The 21,174-nt window shown below is 52.7% G+C and carries 22 protein-coding genes and 1 tRNA gene; 8 read left to right on the top strand and 15 right to left on the bottom strand.

Annotation, left to right across the window (positions count from 1 at the left end):
• Position 1: 1 nt before the first annotated feature.
• The 5 genes from J0X12_RS02725 to J0X12_RS02705 form a co-directional block, all read right to left on the bottom strand.
• Entirely contained in the window at positions 2-1,195 is a 1,194-nt protein-coding gene (locus tag J0X12_RS02725; RefSeq protein ID WP_207041905.1) for an aminotransferase class I/II-fold pyridoxal phosphate-dependent enzyme, read from the bottom strand.
• 147 nt (positions 1,196-1,342) lie between these two features.
• Positions 1,343-2,572, bottom strand: coding sequence for an ammonium transporter (locus J0X12_RS02720; RefSeq protein ID WP_207041897.1), 1,230 nt, complete (start codon positions 2,570-2,572; stop codon positions 1,343-1,345).
• A 215-nt stretch (positions 2,573-2,787) separates the two neighbouring features.
• Positions 2,788-4,113 carry an ammonium transporter gene (locus J0X12_RS02715; protein ID WP_207041895.1) on the bottom strand — a complete coding sequence of 442 codons (1,326 nt, stop codon included), beginning with the start codon at positions 4,111-4,113 and terminating at the stop codon, positions 2,788-2,790.
• Between the two features lie 10 nt (positions 4,114-4,123).
• Positions 4,124-4,462, bottom strand: coding sequence for a P-II family nitrogen regulator (locus J0X12_RS02710; RefSeq protein WP_207041894.1), 339 nt, complete (start codon positions 4,460-4,462; stop codon positions 4,124-4,126).
• Between the two features lie 204 nt (positions 4,463-4,666).
• Positions 4,667-6,013, bottom strand: a complete 1,347-nt coding sequence (locus J0X12_RS02705) for an amidase (RefSeq protein WP_207041891.1) — start codon at positions 6,011-6,013, stop codon at positions 4,667-4,669.
• A gap of 78 nt (positions 6,014-6,091) precedes the next feature.
• Here J0X12_RS02705 and J0X12_RS02700 point away from each other — a divergent pair, with 78 nt between their 5' ends.
• Complete coding sequence (locus J0X12_RS02700) at positions 6,092-7,321, top strand: UbiH/UbiF/VisC/COQ6 family ubiquinone biosynthesis hydroxylase (protein ID WP_207041890.1); 1,230 nt, start codon at positions 6,092-6,094, stop codon at positions 7,319-7,321.
• Positions 7,322-7,328: 7 nt separating this feature from the next.
• Here the strand turns inward: J0X12_RS02700 and J0X12_RS02695 are convergent, their stop codons facing one another.
• From J0X12_RS02695 to J0X12_RS02675, 5 genes are all read right to left on the bottom strand, one after another.
• Positions 7,329-7,712 carry a gamma-butyrobetaine hydroxylase family protein gene (locus J0X12_RS02695; protein ID WP_207041887.1) on the bottom strand — a complete coding sequence of 128 codons (384 nt, stop codon included), beginning with the start codon at positions 7,710-7,712 and terminating at the stop codon, positions 7,329-7,331.
• Positions 7,712-7,912: a Trm112 family protein gene (locus J0X12_RS02690; protein ID WP_207041885.1), complete on the bottom strand. Its 201-nt coding sequence runs from the start codon at positions 7,910-7,912 to the stop codon at positions 7,712-7,714. Before J0X12_RS02690 ends, J0X12_RS02695 begins: the two co-directional genes overlap by 1 nt.
• A gap of 22 nt (positions 7,913-7,934) precedes the next feature.
• Complete coding sequence (locus J0X12_RS02685) at positions 7,935-8,594, bottom strand: LON peptidase substrate-binding domain-containing protein (protein ID WP_207041883.1); 660 nt, start codon at positions 8,592-8,594, stop codon at positions 7,935-7,937.
• Positions 8,591-9,496, bottom strand: a complete 906-nt coding sequence (gene trxA, locus J0X12_RS02680; protein ID WP_207041874.1) for a thioredoxin — start codon at positions 9,494-9,496, stop codon at positions 8,591-8,593. Before trxA ends, J0X12_RS02685 begins: the two co-directional genes overlap by 4 nt.
• A gap of 157 nt (positions 9,497-9,653) precedes the next feature.
• Positions 9,654-10,154: a prolyl-tRNA synthetase associated domain-containing protein gene (locus J0X12_RS02675; RefSeq protein WP_207041872.1), complete on the bottom strand. Its 501-nt coding sequence runs from the start codon at positions 10,152-10,154 to the stop codon at positions 9,654-9,656.
• Between the two features lie 157 nt (positions 10,155-10,311).
• Between J0X12_RS02675 and J0X12_RS02670 the strand changes: the two genes are divergently transcribed.
• A tRNA-Gly gene (locus J0X12_RS02670) sits at positions 10,312-10,386 on the top strand.
• A gap of 48 nt (positions 10,387-10,434) precedes the next feature.
• On the opposite strand, the gene J0X12_RS02665 is transcribed toward J0X12_RS02670, so the two are convergent.
• Entirely contained in the window at positions 10,435-10,872 is a 438-nt protein-coding gene (locus J0X12_RS02665; protein WP_207041870.1) for a PaaI family thioesterase, read from the bottom strand.
• A gap of 120 nt (positions 10,873-10,992) precedes the next feature.
• Here J0X12_RS02665 and J0X12_RS02660 point away from each other — a divergent pair, with 120 nt between their 5' ends.
• Complete coding sequence (locus tag J0X12_RS02660) at positions 10,993-11,787, top strand: enoyl-CoA hydratase/isomerase family protein (RefSeq protein ID WP_207041868.1); 795 nt, start codon at positions 10,993-10,995, stop codon at positions 11,785-11,787.
• 56 nt (positions 11,788-11,843) lie between these two features.
• A complete protein-coding gene (locus J0X12_RS02655) occupies positions 11,844-13,511 on the top strand; it encodes an acyl-CoA synthetase (protein WP_207041860.1) in 1,668 nt (555 codons plus the stop codon).
• Here the strand turns inward: J0X12_RS02655 and J0X12_RS02650 are convergent.
• Complete coding sequence (locus J0X12_RS02650; protein ID WP_207041859.1) at positions 13,474-14,409, bottom strand: winged helix-turn-helix transcriptional regulator; 936 nt, start codon at positions 14,407-14,409, stop codon at positions 13,474-13,476. The two genes, J0X12_RS02655 and J0X12_RS02650, sit on opposite strands and share 38 nt — an antisense overlap.
• Before the next feature lie 110 nt (positions 14,410-14,519).
• Here J0X12_RS02650 and J0X12_RS02645 point away from each other — a divergent pair, with 110 nt between their 5' ends.
• A complete protein-coding gene (locus J0X12_RS02645) occupies positions 14,520-15,494 on the top strand; it encodes an NADPH:quinone oxidoreductase family protein (protein WP_207041857.1) in 975 nt (324 codons plus the stop codon).
• Here J0X12_RS02645 and J0X12_RS02640 read toward each other — a convergent pair.
• Positions 15,487-15,948 (bottom strand): DoxX family membrane protein, encoded by a 462-nt coding sequence (locus J0X12_RS02640; RefSeq protein WP_207041855.1) that lies wholly within the window; start codon positions 15,946-15,948, stop codon positions 15,487-15,489. The two genes, J0X12_RS02645 and J0X12_RS02640, sit on opposite strands and share 8 nt — an antisense overlap.
• Positions 15,949-16,129: 181 nt before the next feature.
• The gene (locus tag J0X12_RS02635) at positions 16,130-16,939 is read right to left on the bottom strand and encodes a formate/nitrite transporter family protein (RefSeq protein ID WP_207041853.1); all 810 of its coding nucleotides are present in this window, start codon (positions 16,937-16,939) and stop codon (positions 16,130-16,132) included.
• Between the two features lie 133 nt (positions 16,940-17,072).
• Here J0X12_RS02635 and arfB point away from each other — a divergent pair, with 133 nt between their 5' ends.
• Complete coding sequence (gene arfB, locus J0X12_RS02630; RefSeq protein WP_207041851.1) at positions 17,073-17,492, top strand: alternative ribosome rescue aminoacyl-tRNA hydrolase ArfB; 420 nt, start codon at positions 17,073-17,075, stop codon at positions 17,490-17,492.
• A gap of 220 nt (positions 17,493-17,712) precedes the next feature.
• On the top strand, positions 17,713-17,919 hold the full coding sequence (locus J0X12_RS02625) for a cold-shock protein (RefSeq protein WP_207041849.1): 207 nt from the start codon (positions 17,713-17,715) through the stop codon (positions 17,917-17,919).
• A 287-nt stretch (positions 17,920-18,206) separates the two neighbouring features.
• Here the strand turns inward: J0X12_RS02625 and J0X12_RS02620 are convergent, their stop codons facing one another.
• The gene (locus J0X12_RS02620) at positions 18,207-19,517 is read right to left on the bottom strand and encodes an alpha/beta hydrolase family protein (RefSeq protein WP_207041847.1); all 1,311 of its coding nucleotides are present in this window, start codon (positions 19,515-19,517) and stop codon (positions 18,207-18,209) included.
• Between the two features lie 351 nt (positions 19,518-19,868).
• On the opposite strand from J0X12_RS02620, the gene urtA reads away from it, so the two are divergent.
• Complete coding sequence (gene urtA, locus J0X12_RS02615) at positions 19,869-21,155, top strand: urea ABC transporter substrate-binding protein (RefSeq protein ID WP_237687932.1); 1,287 nt, start codon at positions 19,869-19,871, stop codon at positions 21,153-21,155.
• Positions 21,156-21,174: the final 19 nt, after the last annotated feature.

Below are 21,174 nucleotides of genomic sequence, written 5' to 3'. Positions count from 1 at the left end.
TCTATAAGCTATTGGCGAGTCTAGTTAAAGCCTCTTTACTGTTCTCTGGCGGTGAGACCAGGGCAATTCGGATATACGGATCGCCGGGATTGACTCCATCGGGGCCTGCTACACTCAAAAACCTGCCGGGAAGGACGCGGATCGCAGCCTTTGTCCAGAGCTGTTTTGCGGCCTCGACGCCGTCCCCGACATCGAGCCAGAGAAAAAACCCTCCTTCCGGGCGGTAAAACCCGAACCGCGATCCGAAAATCTCTTCTGCCATATCGAATTTTTCGCGATAAAGAGCGCGATTCTCCTCCACATGAGTGTCGTCATTCCAAAGCGCTGTTGCCGCCGCGCACACAGGCAGGGGCGACGCGGCGCCGGCAAAATTCCTTAAATTGAGGAAGGTTTGAATGAGTTCTGTCTCACCGACGCAAAAACCCGATCTCAGGCCTGCTGCACTGGAACGTTTTGAGAGAGAATGAAACGCGATGACATGATCAAGAGAACCACCTTGTTCCGCGCAAATCTCCAGGATACCGGTAGGCGGAGTTCGATCGTATATTTCAGAATAACATTCATCGACGACCAGCATGAAGCCATGCTTGCGGGCCAGAGTAAGGGCCGCCCTGAGATAGTCAGCGCTTGCCACTGTTCCCTGCGGGTTGGAAGGGTTGCACAAGTAAAATGCGGACGCGCGGTCGAGAACTTCCGGCGATAACGCGTCGAGGTCCGGAAAGAAATGGGTTTCCGGGCCAGCGGGTAGAAATACAGGCTCCGCCCCGGCCATGACGGCGGCGGCATGATAGACATGATAATAGGGGGTCGGCAGCAGAATGACCGGTTTTGGCTGATTGTGGCCCGCCCGTTCCGTAATCACGGATGCGATCATATAAAGCGCTTCTTTTGTGCCGTTTACCGGGGCGATATGCTGGTCGGCTGCTATCATTCCATCTGGCAGCCCGTAGCGGCGGGTGAGCCAACCGGCAATTGCGCCTCTTAGTTCGGCTGTTCCGCCCACCGGCGGATACTTCCCATAAAGATGCTCATTGGCTCGCAGTGCATCAATCATCAGCTGAGGAGGTGTGTGTTGTGGCTCGCCAATCGTCAGGATGGCGGGATCAAAATTTTGGGCCGGGGTCAGCGGATCTAGTAGCGATCGAAGCGCATCAAATGGGGAGCCACGCAAATGGGACAGTTCGGAGTTAATCATATACCCAGAGTACCGATGTCGAAGGGAATAAACGGGCTCTGAATTTAGTTAAATCAAACTTGGGACACAAGCGGCATCACACCGAAAGGCGTTATAATTCGACACGTCTTGCTTTTATACCACGCCTTTCAGGCGTCATGAGTTGCGTTAGCGCAGATCCTGTTCCGGGTACGCCCCGATTTTATGGATGCTGAGATCCGCCCCGATAAACTCATCCTCTTCCGAAAGGCGGATGCCACTAACCATTTTTAGCAGGCCGTAGACGAGGAATCCGGCGATCAACGCATAAACACACCCAAGAAGGCTGACAGTCAACTGGGCCATAAAGCTGACACCGCCGAGGCCGCCCAGGGATTCAAGCCCGAATATACCTGCCGCGATACCGCCCCATAATCCACAAAGCCCATGTAACGGCCAGACGCCGAGGACGTCATCGATTTTCAGTATGTTCTGACAGTAGGTGAAGGCGACAACGAAGAGGGCGCCGGCGACACCACCAGTTAGCAAGGCCCCGATGGGATGCATGATATCCGAACCGGCGCATACCGCGACAAGGCCGGCAAGCGCGCCGTTATGCACAAAACCGGGATCGTTCTTTCCGACAAAAAGCGCGGCAATGATGCCGCCGACCATGGCCATCAGTGAATTCATGGCGACGAGGCCGGAAATTCCGCCGATTGTTTGTGCACTCATGACGTTAAAGCCGAACCAGCCGATGCAAAGTATCCAGGAACCGAGGGCAAGAAACGGAATGTTTGAGGGCGGAATACCGTTTACGCGACCGTCTTTTGTATAGCGACCCTCCCGCGCTCCGAGATGGAGGATGGCGCCAAGGGCGATCCATCCGCCAACAGCATGAACGACGATTGAGCCGGCAAAGTCATGAAAACCGACTCCGAATATTTCTTCGATATAGGTCTGTAGGCCCAAATTGCCGTTCCAGATCAGACCCTCAAAGAAAGGGTAGACAAGGGCGGTCAGAATTGCGGTCGCTATTAGCTGGGGCCAGAACTTTGCGCGTTCAGCGATGCCGCCGGAAATGATAGCGGGAATGGCGGCAGCAAAAGTCAGCAGGAAGAAGAATTTGACCAGATCGTACCCATTACTCGAAAAGGCATATCCTTCCGCGTCTGCCTCGCCTGAGAGGACAGCAGCACTCACCAGGAAATCGACACCATAGGCGACGGCATAGCCGACAAAGAAATAGCTGATTGTTGAAATGCCGAAGTCGGCAATGATTTTGACCAGCGCGTTGACCTGATTTTTCCGGCGGACCGTGCCGACTTCAAGAAAGGCGAAACCGGCGTGCATGGTAAAAACAAGAATGGCACCTAGCAGCACGAACAGGACGTCCGTGCCCGTAATTCCCTCAGACATTTAACTTAGCTCCCTCATCTTCTTGTGGCCGCGTTGGGGCGCGGATTAGGGATTGTGTATCAAGGAGTGTGCCAAGTCGTTTATGTCCATTTTTAGCCCGTTATCGTGTATTCTAGGGCTTAACCAACGAAAATTGCCCAATTTCTAGCCAAAACGAAGGCCAAAAATTGGGCAATTGCTTAACCGTGGGGCGGCAGCGCCGCCCCATAGTGTTATTAGAAGGACTGTGATCCCTGGCCGAATTCAGGATAGGCTTCAAGGCCGAGTTCTGCCTTGTCGAGTCCACCGACTTCATCCTCTTCGCTGGCTCGGATGCCCATCGTGTACTTCAGGATCAGCCAGAAAATGCTGCTGAGGACAAGGACGAAAGCGCCGATCGCAACGATGCCGGTGAGCTGTGTAACGAATGTCGCGTCCGGATCGGAGATGGCGACCGCAAGCGTACCCCAGATACCACAGAAGAGATGGGCAGGGATCGCGCCGACGACGTCATCGATCTTGAGCTTGTCGAGCAGAGGTACAGCGAAGACCACGATTGCACCGCCGATTGCACCGATGATGATAGCCATTCCGATTGTTGGGTCGGCGGGCTCTGCGGTAATGGAAACGAGACCACCGATTGCACCGTTAAGGGCTAATGTCAGATCAACCTTCTTGTAGATGATCTGGGTTACGATCATTGCCGCAAGAACGCCACCAGCCGCGGCCATATTGGTGTTGGCGAAGACATTTGCCATTTCGATAGCACTTGCTGCCGATCCGAGGGCAAGGACAGAACCACCGTTAAATCCGAACCAACCGAGCCACAGAATAAAGGTACCAAGGGTTGCCAAAGGCAAGTTTGCGCCTGGAATCGGGTTTACTTTTCCATCCGCCGTATATTTGCCTTTTCGGGCGCCGAGAATGATTGCGCCGGTCAGGGCAGCCCAACCCCCAACAGAATGCACCAAGGTGGAGCCGGCATAGTCGGAGAAGCCCAGTTCTGCGAGCCAGCCGCCGCCCCATACCCAGGATCCCTGAATTGGGTAAATAATCGCTGTCAGCAGGACAACAAACGCCAGAAACGACCAGAGTTTGATCCGCTCGGCCAGCGTCCCCGACACAATAGACGCTGCCGTTGCCACGAAGACCATCTGGAAGAACCAGTCTGATGATGCAGAGTATCCGCCATCTGCGAATGTTCCAGCCAACGCTTCCGCATCGTCAGGACCCCAGAACGGGCTGAAGCTGCCGATAAAGCCGGTCACATCCATATACATAAGATTGTAGCCGACCAGGTAGAATGTCAGGCCCGCGACCGAGTATAGGGCGATATTTTTAAGACATATAGTAGCTGTATTCTTGGAGCGGACAAGTCCGCTTTCCAGCATGGCAAAACCCGCAGCCATCCACATGACGAGGGCGCCGTTTACAAGGAAGGAAAATGTGTTAAGGACATAGGCTGTTTCGCTGTCGACGGCCGCGAAAGCCGGAGCCGCGCCTGCAAGTGCGAATGCCGCAAGGGATGCGGCGGCTGTTTTTATATATTTCAAATTACGCATCATAAATCTCCTAGAGCGCGTCTGCGTCAGTTTCGCCCGTTCGAATACGGACGACATTCATCAAATCGAAAACAAAGATTTTGCCATCTCCGATCTGCCCGGTTTTCGCAGCGCCAGCAATTGCTTCGACCACCTGTTCGGCAAGATCCTCCTTTACGGCAACCTCGATTTTAATTTTGGGGAGAAAAGATATTGCATACTCCGCGCCGCGGTATATTTCTGTATGCCCTTTCTGTCGGCCATACCCCTTGACTTCCGTTGCGGTCAGTCCATCGACACCGATCGATGTCAAGGCATCACGCACCTCGTCCAGTTTGAAGGGCTTTATTACAGCCATTACCAGCTTCATGATGGTCACCTCATTGACTTGTCATTTTGACCGGGGTGAAAAACTCCGGTTTCGGTCTCTATTTTTCAAGACCCGTGCCAACTGAGGTTCTTTTTGAAAATTATAATATAATCAATGGATTAGAGAGATGTTGCCAAAAGTATGGGCGTAAATACGCGCCGATTTTGCCTAATAATTAATCAAAACGGGAAAATAGTCTAAAATTTAGGCATTTATTGGCTTGAGGGCGGTTTCTGCCGCGGCAGACAGTCGGAGTAGCTTTCCTTCAGTGTCGCCTGGCGACATCAACATAAGCCCGACCGGAAAACCGCTTTCCCGTCCGCAAGGCAATGTTGTCGCGCATAACCTAAGCAAATTCGCCAGCCGTGTGAGGCTGATCGACATCATCGTTGCCTTTAAATACGCCTCGACGCTTTGAAGAAGCGGAGCAATCGCCGGCGGGTGCTCTGGCTGTGTCGGGCCGACAACAAGGTCATAGCCCGCGGTTTGATCCAGATAGTCAGAGATCAATGCTTCCATGCCGCGGTACAGGGCCGCGGCATCGACTGCTGTAAACTTGTCGGCGGCCAGGATTCTCTCCTCGATCGGTTCATACATGCAGCCGCGATTGGCGCGGATTTGATCGCCGTACATCATGCATGCCTCTATCGCGGCCGGGCTACCATGCTTTGCCGAGAGTGCGATAACATCATCAAATGCCTTTACTGGTCCCTCTGTCACAACGGCGCCTGCGGCCTCCAACAGGGAGAGGCCTTTCTTCACCTGTTCTATAATGGCGGGGTCGGAAAGTGCGTCGAACTGGCTTGTCGCCCTTAAAATGCGCACACCCTTCAATGAAGCACCGGACAAATCCGCCACGGGTCGGCCGGAAAGAATGCTGTAAAGGATATTTGCATCGGCAATATCGCGGGTAAGCGGTCCGATCGTATCCTGTGTATAGGAAAGCGGGACGGCACCCTCCAGTGAAATTTGCCCGTACGTCGTTTTCAGGCCGGTGACACCACACCAGGCGGCTGGAATACGAACAGATCCGGCGGTGTCAGATCCAATAGCTGCCGGGGCGAGTCCTTCGGCAATGGACAGCGCCGCACCCGCTGACGATCCACCCGGCACGCGTTCAATTTCACGGTCAAAAGGATTGGGGCCCGTCCCGGTCCAGGGATTAACACCGATGCCTGAAAAGGCAATGTCCGGCATGTTGGTCTTGCCAAGACAGACAAGTCCTGCGCGGCTAGCCCGGGTCAGGCATTCGGCGTCTTTTGCCGGGATGCGTCCCTCAAAAAGCCGTGTGCCGGCTTCGGTTGCGATGCCGGCTGTATCAAACAGGTCTTTCCAGGAAATTGGAACACCATCCAGAGGGCTGAGGCGTGTTCCGTTTTTTGCACGGACCGCGGCGGCTTTCGCTTCGCTCAACGCTCTTTCTTCGGATAATCGGACATAAATTCTCCGCTCCGGATCGTGCTTTTTAATGCGATCAAGGAAATATTGCGCAAGTTCAGTTGGATCAATTGAACCTTCGCCTATAAGATGCCCTAGTTCCAAGGCTGTCATTTCATGCCAGAGCTTTGTCATGACAGCAAATTAGGCATATATCTCTTTTGTGGCAAGTAATCTGGTGAATTTGTTCGCATGGCGGAAATGATGACGGAAAAATCAATCAATGTGGATGTTCTTGTCGTTGGCGGTGGCCTGAACGGACTACCGTTTGCGATTGCCGTAGCGTCTGCGGGATTAGAGGTTCTAGTCCTTGAGAGAGAGGAGCCGAGCCATCTTGTCGATGCGGAATTCGATGGGCGTGTATCAGCAATCGCCCATGCCTCGCGAAACCTGTTCCGCTCCTGTGGTATTTGGAGCCATGTGAAGGCGAAAGAGCCGATGCTGGACATTCGAATTACGGACGGCCCGTCAAAATTCTTCCTGCATTATGATCATCGCCAGCTTGGAGATGAACCTTTTGGTCATATGGTGGAAAACCGGCATCTGCGCGAAGCTATATACGCGCGAGCCGCAGAAATTCAGACATTGAGCATTCTGGCGCCTGCGGAATATAGCGCAATCACACGGGACAGTTCGGGCGTTTCGGCACATCTTACTTCAGGCGATATAGTGACGGCACGCCTTCTCGTCGCGGCGGACGGGCGCAATTCCCCGCTCAGAAAGCTTGCAGGAATAAAGACCGTTGGCTGGTCCTATGACCAGATGGGTATCGTTTGCACCATTGCGCATGAGACGCCGCATCACGGTGTAGCGCAGGAACGGTTTTTAAAACCCGGCCCTTTCGCAATTTTGCCGATGACCGGAAATCGTTCTTCCCTTGTCTGGACGGAACCAACAGAGCGTGCAAAAGTCATCATGGCCTTGCCGGAGGCCGAGTTTCATCGAGAGATGGAGAAGCGCTTTGGCGATTATCTCGGCGACCTCAAAGTGGTTGGCCCGCGCTGGAGCTACCCTCTCAATCTGCATCAGGCGGAGCGTTATACCGATTTACGGCTTGCCCTCATAGGGGATGCCGCCCACGGCATGCATCCGATAGCCGGACAGGGCCTTAACCTCGGTTTGCGGGATGTTGCGGCGCTGGCGGAGGTGGTGGTCGATGCGGCCCGGCTCGGGCAGGATATCGGTGGCGCCACGGTGCTTGAGGATTATCAGCGCTGGCGCCGGTTCGACAGTATTGCCTTGCTGGCTATCACTGACGGACTCAACCGGCTCTTTACAAATGATATTCCGCCGGTTCGGCTGGCACGTGACCTGGGCCTCGCCGCCGTCAATAAGATGCCGACGCTCAAGGGGTTCTTTATGGAACATGCACGCGGCACCGTTGGAAAGATGCCGCGATTGCTGCGCGGCGAAGCTCTTTAAACAGGCCCTACGGGTCCCGGCTAAGGCCGGCCTTAGCCAGATTATCGAGATAAGTCTCCCAGACATGATCCTGATTCAGTCCGAGTTCATACAGATAGGCCCAGGAGAAAAGGCCTGTGTCATGCAAGTCATCAAAGCTGATACGCACTGCGTAGTTGCCGACCGGTTCCAGCCCCATAATCCCGACATGTCGTCGTCCGGCGACAATCTGTTTCTGACTGGCCCCGTGACCCTGTACTTCCGCAGAAGGACTCTCCACGCGCAATAGCTCCGCCGGGAATAAAAAGGAATGGCCATCCTCAAAGGAAACGGCCAATCGTTTCTCGTTCTTTTTCAAGCGGATCTCGGTCGGCTTCGGCCTTCCCGCCTGATCATAGATTTCGCCGCTCATTAGCCGTTCGTCTCGTCTAGTTCCCGGGCTTCATCCACGAGCATGATGGGGATGCCATTTCGTATCGGATAGGCAAGATTGGCGGCCTTGCTCACCAGTTCGTTATTTTCCCGTTCAAAAATCAGCGGGCCCTTGGTGAGCGGGCAGACTAGAATTTCCAGTAGCTTCGGATCTACAGCGAGGGCCTTGTTGTCGGGCATGAGGTGTCTCTTTAGGTTAGAGTTATTGCACGGTGCGGTGGGTTTCCACCTGTTGCAGCATCATCTGCAGCAGACAGATCAGCAAATTTGCCCTGGCGGCAATATCCGTTGCTTCCAGCAAAGCCTGCTTTTCAACTGGCGAGAAAGGGCAAATCATGGACAAGGAATTCACCAGACTGTCATCTTCCATGTGATCAAGCGTTTGCCAGTCGCTGGCCCCGTCTTCGAACTCCAGAAAATGATGCAGGGCTTCATGCAGGGCGAGACGATCAACGCAATTGCGCTGGACCGGCTCCATATCATGCTTGAATTTACGATACTCCGCCATCACCTGCCGATAGGGCGTCGCGACATTCAGCTCTTCGATCACCTCGAACCGGCAGATACCCTCCAGGGTAATGCGCAGCATACCATTTGGCATTTCCCCATACTCACAGATTTTACCGGCGCAACCAATCTGGTAAATTTCTGGCGTCATATGGTTGGTTTCCGGATCACGGGGCTGGACCATGCCAATCAGACGATGGGTTGCCATGGCATCCTGCACCATGGCGAGATAGCGGGGTTCAAAAATATTCAGCGGGAGATGACCATTGGTCAGGAGCAGCGCACCGGTTAAAGGGAAAATCGGCAGGGCAGACGGGAGTTCTTCCAATCCCGTATTCGCGCCGGTGTCGGTCATGCGAATAGGATCGATGAGAGTTGCCGGCGCAGGCTCTTGGTGAGCGGGTCAGCCGGACCCATCACTTCCAGCATCTTGAGAAGTTCATGGCGTCCCGCGGCCTCATTCCAGTCACGGTCGCGGCGAATGATCTCCAGGAACTCTGCGCCGCCGGCTTCATAGTCTCCCGCGCCCGCCAAAGCTTTTCCATACTCAAGCCGGGCGGCGAGGTCATCGGGATTTTCTTCGACTTTCAAGCGCAGTGGTTCCAGTTCCCCTGCATCGGCAGCGTTTTCGGCAATCGAGATGGCAGCGAGCGCAGCCGTTACAGCGGGTGTCTGCTTGGTATCCTCCGGGATCGTTTCCATCAGGCTTTTGGCGGCGTCTAGTTCCCCGAGCTTGATATAAACGCGGGCAAGCTGGGCTTTTGCGTCGACATGATCCGGGTCCAGTTCCAGTATTTTCGCAAAAGCCGTCAAGGCGACTTCCGTATCCCCGGTTTCGAGCGCCTCGGTGCCGGACTGATACGCTTCCTCAACAGGGGAAGGACCAATGGGACCTGCGTGTCGCTCTACAAATTCCTTGATCTTGCTCTCCGGCAATGCCCCCATAAAACCATCGATCGGCTGGCCATTTTTAAAGGCAAAGACCGCCGGAATCGACTGCACCTGGAGGCTCTGGGCGATCTGTGGGTTCTGGTCGATATCGATCTTGACCAGCTTCACCGCGCCTTTTGCGTCCCTAACCACTTTTTCAATCATTGGGCCGAGTTGCTTGCAGGGGCCACACCAGGGCGCCCAGAGATCGACCAGGATTAAGGTTTCCTTGCTCGCCTCGACTACTTCCTGCATAAAGCTCTCTGTGGAGCCGTCCTTGATCAAATCATCGCCTGCACCGGCGCTTTCGCTAATCAGAGTTTCCATAAGCCTAAATTACCAATGTCATTTTGTTTCCAAAGAAGAGCGAGCCATCAGAGCAGCTATTGCCCGATTCATGGGATAGCACCATACGCCTGCTTTGTTAAGAGCCCTGTGGATGATTTAGGCCAAGGGAAAAGACAATCAAGACAGCCGTGAAATCTTATGTGCGTTCGGGCAGGTCAAGAATACGGGGCTGATGGCCGCACCCCTCGATAAATTTTTCGAGATCACTGGAGGTGATCTGAGTGGTCATCGTATTGCGTAACGGGTGATAATTAAGCAGGTCATGCGCCATCATCCGCTTTTCCAATATCACCATGACGAGGCGATCCGTATCATTGATGAGCGAAAAAGGCGTGACAGAGCCTGGCTCAACACCGAGGACTTCCCAAAGAAGTTCCGGTTTGCCAAAGCTCAGGTTCCTGGCTCCCACCAGCTTGCGAAAGGCTTTCAGGTCAACCGCGGTATCCTGAAGGCAGACGACCAGATAGAGATCGCCGGTCTTGTCCTTCAAAAACAGGTTCTTGCAATGTCCTCCAGGAAGATGATCGGTATGCGCCTGCGCTTCGTCGACGGTGAAAACCGGCGCGTGATGATGGGTTTCATAGGTGATTCCCAGCGCATCGAGTTTTTCAAATAATTCCTCGGGTGTTGCGGGCATTCGTGTTCCTCGTTCCTGTTCGAGTGGGAGAAATTAGCGGCTCTGTCGCCCTGTGGAAATAAAGAATTGGCAAAAGCCGCATTTTTTGACAAAACGCGCTTGCATTCATAGGCTATTTACGTATTATCCCGCCTCGCAACGCATGTTGCACGCTCGAGCGGGCGTAGCTCAGGGGTAGAGCATAACCTTGCCAAGGTTAGGGTCGTGAGTTCGAATCTCATCGCCCGCTCCAATTTTCAAAAAAGGCCCTGCAGGAATGCGGGGCTTTTTTGCTTTCAGGTTAATTTTTCCGCGCGGCTTTCCCCTCAAGCAGTCGAAACACCCCACTCGCAGTGAAGATGGTCTTCCCCCCGACCCAGGCTTCTGCCTCAACATAGGCGATGCCATCATTAAGGCCGATTTGGCGGGCAGTGCCTTCCAGCCAGTCCCCGATATCGGCGGCAGAGCATATGTCGCAGTTCAGGCTGATCGTGACGGCCGTGATTTTGTTGGCGCGGGCCACTGCCGTGGCCATCAGCCCGTCGGCAAATGTCGTCATCATGCCGCCATGCAGTCGTCCACGTGAATTGCAATGACGTTCGGCAATATAGAGACCGTGCCAGAATTGATCTCCCTCTACCTTGTGAAAGAACGGACCGTTATGGGTTGAAAAAGGACCTCGTGTGTGGCTTTGGACGAAGCCCGGCGGGGGCGATTTCTCTTGGTGATCTTGCGTCATCTTTCAGCCTTTTTCATTCATCAATTTGGACATTGACTTTCGTTATTAGACTTTCTATAAATCTTATAACAAAAGTAGCGTCGCCTAACAAGAACGACCTAACGGGGAAAGGATATAACAATGAGCGACTATAAGAAGCTGATCTTCGACCGCCAGGACACGGTTACCACCATAACATTGAACCGGCCCGAAGTGCATAATGCGCTGGATCGGGAGCTTTCTGCGGAGTTGAAGGATGCCATCCTTGCGGTGCGCGCGGACCGGGAATGCCGGGTCATGATCCTGCGCGGGGCGGGCAATACCTTCTGTGCTGGCGACGATATCAAAGAATTCAATGAATGGAAGGGAGATGAATCCTACTGGCAGGTTCGTCTCTATCAGGAAACGGTCCAGCTGATCGAGGACCTGACGCCGGTCACCATCGCGGCTGTGGATGGGGTGTGCACAGGCGGTGGCCTGGAGTTGACACTTGTCTGTGACTTTGTTGTGGCGACAGACCGGTCGCGCTGGGGTATGCCGGAAATTGACTGGGATATTACACCTGGCTGGGGAGGTCTCTCGCGCATTCCGAAATTTGCCGGGCGACGCAAGGCGAAGGAATGGAACCTGATCGGAATGATGTTTACGGCAGAAAAAGCGGAACGCTATGATCTGGTTAATCGCGTTGTCGCGCCGGAGGAACTCGATGATCAGGTTGCCCAGTTGACGCATATCATGCTGCAAAAACATCCGATGACAGTTCGCCGGACCAAGTTCGCCCTGAACAAGAGCGCGGATTTGCCGGTCCAGGGTGCGCTGGCCTTCGAGGTGCCGATCATGCCCTATGCAAGGGGGTCCTCGGGCCTCAAGGACTTCAAGAGTGCAGAAAGCCGGAAGAAACGCCGGGAACTGTCAAAGGATTTCTGGTCAGACTAAAAGGATTGAATTCCGGGCCGCGATGTTATTCGCGGCCCGGATGCATTTTAAACTACATGTTTCATTTACCACAGATCCTTGATTGTATTACCGCCGCGGTTCCCGAGAGGACGGCCATCGTCTGTCGGGACAAAAGATGGACATTCGCGGAATTTACAAGCCGGTCAAATTGTCTGGCCAATGCATTGCTTGACCTGGGATTAGGATGTCATACGGAACGCAGCAATCTGCAGAACTGGGAATCCGGTCAGGACCTCCTCGCAGTTTATCTTCATAACAGTAATGAATATCTCGAGGCCATGTTCGGCGCCTTCAAAGCACGGCTCGCCCCGTTCAATGTAAATTACCGCTATGTCGAGGAGGAGCTTGCCTACCTCCTCAATGATGCGCAGGCGCGCGTAATTGTTTATCAGCGAAGTTTCGGCGAGAAACTGGCGGCCATTCGCAATCAGGTACCGAGTTTAACGCATTTTATCGAAATAGATGACGGTGGGCCTAGTTTCATTGAAGGGGCGATCGATTACGAAAGCCTGATCGCGGCATCCTCACCCAGCTCACCGGATCTACCTTACAGCCCGGACGATCTGTATATCCTTTATACCGGCGGCACCACCGGTCAGCCAAAGGGCGTGCTCTGGCGGCAGGGGGATATCTGGATTTCAGTCCTGGGCGGGCGGCGACTTATCGATAGAGGCATAATTGAGAGCCTTGACGAAGTCGCCGCCATTGCATCCGAGGGAACAATGCCTGTTCTGCCGGCGCCGCCGTTCATGCATGCCGCCGGGCAATGGAATGCGATCATGGGCCTGTTCGCAGGGAACACGGTAGTGATTCAGGGGCGAGTGGATCAACTGGATCCCGTTGATATTCTGGACACCATCGAGCGGGAAAAAATCGTGATGATCTCGATTGTCGGTGATGCCTTCGCCCTTCCATTGATAGAGGGAATCAAGGCAGGCAGGCATAACCTCAATTCGCTCCGTTTCTTCCTGAACAGCGGTGCACATCTGTCGACAAAATCCAAACATGCCTTGTTGAAGCTGCTTCCCAAGACCCGCATTCTTGATTTTCTTGGATCCTCGGAAGGTGGCAATCAAGGCCAGCATGTGGAGGATATCGACGGAAGCCTACCGGGAACCTTCCGAATGTCGCCTGGAAACGCGGTCCTGAACGAAAATCGTACCGGGCTTCTCGAGCCCGGACATGACGGAACAGGGTGGTGGGCACGCAGGCGCTACGTGCCTATCGGCTATCTGAATGATGAAGCCGCAACAAAAAAGACCTTCCTAGAGCTGGAGGGAGAGCGGTTTGCGATTGCAGGTGATCGGGCTGAGTTGCTTCCGGGAGGTCTCGTCCGGCTGCTCGGCAGGAATTCTCTTGTTATCAACAGCGGTGGAGAAAAAATCTTTGTCGAGGAAGTTGAAGAGGCCATAAAGAATCATTCTGCGGTAAAGGATGTGTTGGTTGTCGGAAGGGAGAGTGCTCGCTGGGGACGGGAAGTAACGGCTGTTGTTTCGCTGCACCCGGAGGCCACCGTCGACGCTAATGACTTGCTCGGTGAGGGGGCCCGCCATATCGCTCGCTACAAGCTGCCTAAGGCAATTTTTATCGTTCCCGAAGTGATGCGGCATGCCAATGGCAAACCGGACTATAAATGGGCGAAAGCAGTTGTTGCGGCGGGCGGCACTATGCCAACGCCTGATACTCCACATCATCAAGAGTGATTCCGACGTCGCAACTCCGGCACCGAAGTTCCGCCGAAAAAACGTGACCGCAACGTTTATGCGTCAGGATCAAAGGGGGACCATTTGTCCCGGCGAGCCATTTGTCGCCCCAGGCGATAATGGTTAGCGGAACAGCATAGAGCGCCATTCCCTTTTCGGTTAATCGATACTCGGAGAGATGGGGCTGATCAGCAACGGGCTGTGTCCGCAGCACACCTGCCGCGAGCAGTCGCTTCAATCGCGCGGTCAGGATATTGCTGGCAATGGAGAGTCGTTGCTGGAAGGCATCAAATCGTCGAATACCGTAAAAGCATTCGCGAATAATCAGAAAGCTCCATGGATCGCCGATCGTTGCCATGGTCCGCGCAATGGAGCTGGGGCGCTGGCGTTCAAGCAGTGTCTGCTCTACATAGCGCATTTTCGCGAATTTCTCGCGCCCCTTGCTACGGTTCCTTATTTTACTTGTGAAGCTGACGTCCCGCGGATCCACTGGAACGTGGCAATGAGAACAGACTACAGCCTGCTCAAGAGCGTGGCCGCATTGCTTATGTGTCAGGCGCTCAGGTGCAGGACCTTCATTGGCCCATACTTCACCCCAGTTAAGTGCTGCCACCAGGGCAGGCAACAGATCCCGACCTTGTTCCGTAAGAAAATATCCTTTTCGCAATCCCCCCGGCGCGAGTGGGCGATGGTCCATGACGCCATTGCGCACGAGACGGTTGAGCACACGTTTCAAGGACTCGCGCGCAATGCCGAGATTGGATTGAAAATTATCGAACTGGACGACATTTTCAAACACGGCTTCTCTCAGCACCAGGAAGGTCCAGGCACCGCCCAAAATTTCGAAGGACCGCTCAACGGAACAGCTGCTGTCCGGCAGAATTTCATGCTGTAACATACAGGTCTGTATATCATTTATGTGCTTTCAGTACGAGACTTTTATACTTGCAATATGAGACTTATTGGCGCTATCCTGATTTTTCAGAGCAGCAAGACGGAATAAGAAGAATGAAAGCGATTGTTGTTACCGAGACAACGGGTCTGGATAGTCTGACCCTAAGCGAGTTCCCGAAACCCGCGGTGCGACCGCGTGGATTGATTGTCGAAATCAAGACGGCGGCCCTTAATTTTCCGGATGTCCTGCAGCCGCGGGGGCTTTATCAGGATCAACCAGACCTGCCTTTTGTTTTGGGGCTGGAATTTTCAGGGGTTGTCCGGGAGACGGGATCGGAATGCCGACGACTCAAAGTCGGCGACCGGATCGTCGGTATGGGACAGGGGGCGCTTGGACAGTACAGCTCTGTGAGAGAGCAGATGTGTTTCAGGCTTCCCGATAGTCTATCCTATGACATTGGTGCGGCCATTCCTCTGGCAGGTGGAACGGCTATGTATGGACTGAAATACTGTGGGCACCTGATGCCGGGAGAAACTCTTGTTGTGCTTGGCGCTGCCGGGGGCACAGGAAATTACGCCGTTCAAATCGGCAAGGCCCTTGGGGCACGGGTTATTGCTGTTTGCTCCAGCGAGCAAAAGATGAAATCGGCCACAGCCGCGGGCGCCGACGTGGTAGTAAATTACACTGTGGAAGACCTGAATGAGCGGTTAAAGGAACTAACCGACAATAAAGGGGTTGATGTTGTCTATGATCCTGTCGGCGGCGATCTTTTCGATATCTGCTCACGACGTATGGCAAGGGGAGGCCGGATACTCATCGTTGGCTTTGCGTCGGGACGGATACCGGAACTTGGCGTGAATATGCCCTTGATCAAATCTTATGCTGTTCTCGGCGCGAACTGGTCAACAACGGCCTGGTATCAGCCAGACATTTCGAACAACGTGATGAATGACCTGTTCAGGCTTTGCGAGCAGGGGCATGTTAAGCCGTCAATCGACAGAACATTTCCGCTTGAACAGGCAAAGGCAGCTCTGGCCCGCCTGGAAAATCAGCAGGCAATCGGTAAAACATTGATTCATGTCAGCTGACCTGGTGACGTCTTTCTCGCCTGCGCCGCTGTAACCAGGCATCGAGGGAATAGTGATCCCGATGGCGTAACATCCATAAGGCCGCAAATGCAGCCAGCGTCGCGAGCGCAATCGAATTGTTGCGATTAACGGGAAATCCGTCTTCGATCACAAATGGGGCGATCAGGCTGGGGAAAATCACGATCACGGTGACCAGATGCATCAGAAAAAGAAGACCATATGACAGGGTCCGCCAGAGCCCCAACGCGGCCATGACGCAAATGATAATCTGGGCAGCCCCCATGACATAAGGCATGGTTGCGCCAATATCGATACCATGAAAATAGCCCCAGATGCGCATATACTGCTCAGGTTCTAAAACCTTGTTTACGGCCCAGACAAAGAGGAACCATGCAAGACCTAGCCGCAATATTAACAGGGCAACCGCATCGCGCGAGTCAGGGTTTTTCGTCACAGGTAATCTCCCTATAAATCAGGATGCCTCCGTTAGGTGATAGCAGATAGAGCGGCTGGCCGAGTACACGATATCTCACTATTGTGTGAGCTTTGAGGGCAATGGTGCTAATCTGTAAATTTAAGGTCTAACTCCAACAGCCCCCTAATTTACCAAACGTACTATTCGAGCCAGGGGTAAGTTAAGCCTGAGGGGCTTTTCGCAAATATATAAGCCAATAAACTAGCGCGACGAGGGCGCTGCCGCCCAAAATATTGCCGCCAGTTACGATGGATAGGTTGGCGGCGAACCCGCTGATCGAAATTGTTTCCGCACCTTCAAAAAAGGCAACGGGGATGAAATACATATTTGCGACGGAATGTTCAAACCCGAGGGCGACAAAACCGGAAATAGGAAAAATAATGGCAAGGATTTTTCCGCTGACCCCACGCGCAGCGAAGCAAAGCCATACAGCAAGACAAACAAGAGTGTTGCATAAGATAGCCCGGAAGAAGGCTTCCTGCCAGGAAAGGGCAAGCTTGGCATTGGCAATGTAAATAGCCGTCTCGGCGACGGCCCCGTCACTCATCGAAAGCACGCCGGAAAGACTAATCAAGGCTGCGGTACTTAAGGCGCCGATAAAGTTACCAATATAAACAATGATCCAGTTTCGCAGAAGTTGGCGATGGGTAACTTTGCGGCTTGCCCAAGCCATGACGATTAGATTATTACCGGTAAAAAGTTCCGCTCCGCCAACGATGACGAGAATGAGACCAAGCGAAAAGGCAATTCCGCCTACGAATCGGGTTATTCCGTATCCGAGTTCGCTTCCAGTAATAACCAGAGTGTAAAAAGCACCTCCCAGTGCAATAAAGGCTCCTGCCAGAATAGCTAGCATAAGGACTTGTGTAAAACCGAGCCGCGCCTTTGCAATACCACTAGTCTCGACCCTTGCGGCTATGTCCTTCGAGCTATACGCGTCGATGCCCAGATCATCGGGATTGGCCGTCATGCGTTCTGACTCCAATTGAAGGTTTATAGGGATACTGTACTCCATGCAGTGAGGTATGCAACGGAGTCTACGTCAGGCTTGGAGCATTGCAGGCCTTGCCTTTACGCTCATTTTTCTGTTTAACCGAGGCATTATGATTAAAGTTGATGGCAATATTAAACTGGACGATGCGGAAATCACGGAGAGCTTTCTTCGCGCTTCCGGCCCTGGTGGACAGAACGTTAATAAGGTGGAAACTGCTGTTCAGTTGCGTTTCGATGCCAAAAACAGCCCGAACATTCCACCTTATGTTTTCGTAAAGTTACGAGTGTTGGCCGGACAGCGCATGACGAAAGAAGGAGTGCTCGTCCTTACGGCGAGCGAATATCGGTCTCAGGATCGCAATCGGAAGGCAGCCCTTGAGCGGTTGGTCGACTTAATCAGGACAGCGGCGATCGTTCCCAAATATCGTCGGCCGACAAAACCGACCTTTGCCTCCAAGCAACGCCGGCTTGAGAAAAAGCAAAAACGGGCGGGTCTCAAGAAGACCCGCGGAAGAGTGAAGTTGGACTAAAAGACGCTTTCTGTTCCGGCTCAAAAGACATTTCGATGTAAATCATTGACTTATGAAAAATAATCTATATCTATGCGTGACGTGTTACATTCGTTTTGACTTGCCTAAATAATCGGTACGCTGGTTACCTTAGTTATCCCTGACAATGTGATCGTTACGAAAACCGTAGGCCTGCAAGGTGTGGGTCACGCGTTTCATGTTGCTATAAAGGAATAATACTATGGCTACAGGTACTGTAAAATGGTTCAACCCAACAAAAGGTTTTGGCTTTATTGAGCCTGAAGATGGATCAAGCGACGCTTTTGTCCATATTTCAGCGGTTGAGCGCGCCGGGCTTCAGAGCCTGAATGAAGGGCAGAAAGTTTCTTATGAACTCGAAGCTGGCAAGAACGGCAAATCCTCTGCAGAAAATATTTCTCTGCTCTAGTTTGCGGTAATCGAAAGCCGCCGTCGGTTTGTATTGACGGCGGTTTTTTTGTGCCTGGCGCTTGAGAATATGGCAACGGGTTGCAGGGTTACCGATTAAATTACAATCGAATCCGTGTAATTGACGGAAGTAAAATTGGCCCGATGCCTTTGCGGTTAAATTATGCCCAGGACAACAGCGATTGATTGCCGTTACCTGGCGAAGTTTCTCTCGGAAAACTTGCTTTATGGGGTGGTTGCCAGACCACGGCGGCATTCTGAAAAGTGATCTGGCGGTTGTGTCGAAGCCTAATTCGCTTTGGTCTTATGCTCCAGTATCAGACCCTTGGCGGTTCGGTTCTGGAAACCTTTCCAGTAATTATGCTCAGGCTTCTGTGTTCCGTCTTTCTCGACTGCATACACGCCCTCACTGGCCGTTTCGATAATATCCAGATAGCTTTTCTTATCTGCGTCGCCTTTCAAATGAGAATCGAAATAGGCGGTGACGAAATGTTGCGTGATATTATTCATGCGAAGTGTATCCCACACCGCATCCGCATAATGTTCAAAGGGAACAAAATCGAGATTATCGACTGGTTTCCATGATTCTGCAGGCGCAGGAATAGGTGCGGCGGCATTGTGATTGGCATTTACAAAGGTGAGCAAGTAGCGATCTGCATTCACCGCATTCTCGAAAATTGCCTTTACGCCCTTTTCATAGCCCGATACGTCGTCAACGCTGCCGGCAATGAAAAACATCGGTACGCGCACCCCCGCCAGACCTTCCGCATCCCAGAAGCCATATGTCATGCCCCAGGGCGCAATGGAGACAATTGCCTTGAAGCGATCATCCAGCAGGGCTTTGTGTTCTTCGCTGCCAGCCATCATGCGCTCTAAAGTGCCAGCTGGTGCGCCCCAGCTGAGTTCGGTAGCGGCTTTCGTGACACCACCTCCCGCCGTAATAACTGAACCATAGGCGCCCATGGAATAACCAATCAATCCGGTGTCATTCGCATTTACCAGGCCATTCAGGAAGCTGTCCGGATCCTTTCCAAGACGATCCATCTCCTCCAGCACAAACTTCTGATCCAGCGGTCTGTTCACCAATGTACTGCCAAACGCAGCCTTGTCATGATACATGCTGTCCGTATGGTCTATTGAGGCGACGACATACCCCTTGGAGGCCAGATTTTCAGCCAGATGACTCAGAAGAAATCGATTGCCCGGATAGCCGTGAGAAATAATGATAAGAGGGTAGGTTGCCGCGGATTTTGCCGGTGCAGCATCACGGACTGCTTGGCCAAATAGCGTTACTTGCGTTTTTCCATCGCGTAAATAGACATTTTCATAACTGCCGCCCCGCTTGGCGCCGTCTGACGGATACCAGACTTCTACCGTCAACGGTCGATCATAGGTGGGAAGTGGCTTGCCCGCCTCAACCTTCAGAATATCAACCTGACCTTTATTGATGAACTGCAGGGTTCGCACGCCAATCGCATTATCTCCAGGAGCGGCGAGCTCCGGTGCGTCCGGCCGTAATCCGTCTACCCTGTTATCTGCTGCAGATACTGTCCCGCTCATAATTAGTCCTAAGATAAGAATACCGAGTATTTTTCTCATTTTCCCCTCCCTTGAGGTGATCATTGGTGCGTCTGCCCAGCGAATATTTTCACGCGGCGCGCGGCATTACCATAGCGTTAATATGAAAGTTACAAGAAAAAGCACAAAAAATAGACAATTACAGAGAATAAATCTGAAACTGACCAAATACGACTAAATTTTAGGCAAATGTGGATTTTCTGATCATTTTCTGATCAGGAGGCCACAGTCGATTACGGCTTCGCTATTTTATAATACTATATTTATCAATCGATTAATAGCTATTCGAGCGATGCTGATGCTTTCTGGCACATCCTTTGCTTTTTATGATGCACTGCAAAAAAACAAATGGGCTAATGGAGGCATCATCAAATGTTAGGACTACGCAAAGTCGCAGGTGTGATTACCGGCGCGGCCATGTTGGCGACAAGCGCTTTCGGCCTGGGAACGGCCCAGGCGGCGGATGACGTGATTAAGGTGGGGGTCTTGCACTCCTTGTCCGGCACGATGGCAATTTCGGAAACCACCTTGAAGGACGCGGTCCTGATGATGGTGGATGATCTCAATAAAAATGGCGGCCTTTTGGGTAAAAAAGTAGAGGCGGTTGTGGTTGATCCTGCATCCAACTGGCCCCTATTTGCGGAAAAGGCGCGGGAGCTGATCGAAGTTGACAAGGTTGACGTTGTTTTCGGCTGCTGGACATCAGTGTCCCGAAAATCTGTGCTACCGGTATTTGAAGAACTGAACAGCATGTTATTCTACCCGGTTCAGTATGAAGGCGAAGAAAGCTCTCGCAATGTGTTCTACACGGGTGCTGCGCCGAACCAGCAGGCAATTCCGGCCGTTGAATATCTGATGAGTGAGGAAGGCGGAAACGTCAAGCGCTGGGTCCTGGCCGGTACTGACTATGTTTACCCGCGCACGACCAACAAAATTCTGGAATCTTTCCTAAAGTCGAAGGGTGTCGCTGAAGAAGACATCATGATCAACTATACACCTTTTGGTCATTCCGATTGGCAGACGATCGTTTCTGACATTAAAAAGTTTGGCTCTGAAGGCAAGAAAACGGCCGTTGTATCGACTATTAACGGTGACGCCAACGTTCCTTTTTACAAGGAACTCGGTAACCAGGGCATTGACGCCGCTGATATTCCGGTAGTCGCTTTTTCTGTTGGTGAAGAAGAGCTGGCTGGTCTCGATACTGCGCCGCTTGTCGGCCATCTTGCCGCATGGAACTACTTCATGAGCGTCGAAAGTGAAGAAAATGACGCGTTCATCAAGCAGTGGAAAGCATTTATCGGTGACGACAAGCGAGTTACCAACGACCCGATGGAAGCAACCTATATCGGCTTCAAGATGTGGACGCAGGCTGTTGAGCAGGCCGGCACCACTGACGTGGATGCAGTTCGCCAGGCCATGTATGGCCAGAAGGTCAAGAACCTGACAGGTGGTACAGCTGTCATGAACACCAACCACCATCTTTCCAAGCCAGTCCTGATCGGTGAAATTCAGGACAACGGCCAGATTGAAACGGTGTGGCGGACAGAAGATGTCGTCGTTGGCGACGCCTGGAGCGATTACATTCCTGAAAGCGCCAAACTGATCGCCGACTGGACATACCCCTATGTCTGTGGTGGCTGTGAAAAGCCGATGTACTAATCAATCTTGTACTAGCAGA

Source organism: Sneathiella sedimenti, from assembly GCF_017313765.1.
In the GTDB taxonomy this organism is placed as follows: Bacteria; Pseudomonadota; Alphaproteobacteria; order Sneathiellales; family Sneathiellaceae; genus Sneathiella; species Sneathiella sedimenti.
This window is presented reverse-complemented; position numbering and strand designations above follow the sequence as displayed.